The sequence below is a fragment of the Pantoea sp. ME81 genome (assembly GCF_903970985.1).
GTDB classification, from domain to species: domain Bacteria; phylum Pseudomonadota; class Gammaproteobacteria; order Enterobacterales; family Enterobacteriaceae; genus Pantoea; species Pantoea communis.
In genome coordinates this window covers 1-1,048 of the sequence record NZ_CAJCKS010000361.1, presented here as the reverse complement: position 1 = coordinate 1,048, position 1,048 = coordinate 1, and the positions used below count along the sequence as shown (strand labels likewise).

Annotated in this window: 2 protein-coding genes and 1 pseudogene; all 3 read right to left on the bottom strand. The window is 59.6% G+C overall.

The features are described from left to right. Positions 1-36: 36 nt before the first annotated feature. Positions 37-399 carry a hypothetical protein gene (locus tag H7A81_RS27350; RefSeq protein ID WP_182059348.1) on the bottom strand — a complete coding sequence of 121 codons (363 nt, stop codon included), beginning with the start codon at positions 397-399 and terminating at the stop codon, positions 37-39. A 79-nt stretch (positions 400-478) separates the two neighbouring features. Beyond that, positions 479-769: a hypothetical protein gene (locus H7A81_RS27345; protein WP_182059347.1), complete on the bottom strand. Its 291-nt coding sequence runs from the start codon at positions 767-769 to the stop codon at positions 479-481. An 82-nt stretch (positions 770-851) separates the two neighbouring features. Beyond that, positions 852-1,048, bottom strand: a pseudogene (locus H7A81_RS27605) (hypothetical protein); the annotation flags it as partial.

Here is a 1,048-nt window from a genome sequence, read left to right as displayed (position 1 = left end):
CGATACAGCGTCGTGCGTCACCTTGTGATGTTCTTGTCATGTACTCTCAAGCCGGCATACAGAACATACGCCCGGACGTACCCTCTTTCCCTTCACGACTCGCTTCCGATCTGTCAGCATGAGGACAATCAGGGCGCTGATGGCAAGAGCCACTAGGGTCTCAGCGATAAGCAGCGTCATCAGCGAGTTCTGGCGAACCCCCCAGGCACCTTCGGCATATTTTCGTCCGCGGCGGGCCTTGAGGCGCCGGATGTGGACGACTTCGGTCACGTTGCTGATGACGCGCCACCACATAATCATGACGGTCATGACCAGGGTGCCAAATAAAATCAGGATGCTTATCATGCTCCAGTCCATCCAGGAGACATCCCCGTTAATCTCTGACAGTTTCTGTATCATGCTCATTCTCTCCTGTAATTTCCCGTTAGTAGCGCTCTGGCTGACGCTTTCGTACAAGCTGGTTCCGGTAAAGCGGTTCTCACCAGAGGGTGACGTCGCAGAGCGCCAGCAGCATCAGCGCGCACAGCGCGTCAGTGACAAGGCATTCCGCCGCCAGGACCAGCTGAAGCGGCACTGGTGAGGCCCCCCACACCCTGACGGCATAGTGTCTGGCCCGCCGCGTCCCCAGCCGGCGCAGGCGGTAAATTTCCCTGAGGTTGCCGGCGGTTCTCAGCAGGGCGTACGTCAGGGCGGTCAGCATGAAGCCATACACAATCCACTGCCCAGGCGGCGTATCTTTCAGCGACTCCGCTACCAGCCAGCCTTTCATCAGGCAAATCCGGCATCAGACGCGCTCAGAATCCCGCCGGCAATAAAGACAAGCGCCAGAAGGGCCCTGAGCAGCAGCACCTTCATACCCGAGCCTCCGCCCCGTACCGGCTCAGAAAGTCAGCTGTTCTTCGACGGACCTCTCTGCGCAGCAGGGCTTTATCCTGCTGAGCACCGGCCGTGAGGCTCAGCAGTTCCCGGGTCAGCATCAGCCAGGCGTGCGCCATTTCGCCGGAGGGCCGGCAGCGCAACTCTCCGCGGAGCATTGCCGTGTCAATGA

Coding starts and splice junctions, on each gene's coding strand:
- H7A81_RS27345 (WP_182059347.1), bottom strand. CDS start 769: ATGAAAGGCTGGCTGGTAGCGGAGTCGCTGAAAGATACGCCGCCTGGG.
- H7A81_RS27350 (WP_182059348.1), bottom strand. CDS start 399: ATGATACAGAAACTGTCAGAGATTAACGGGGATGTCTCCTGGATGGAC.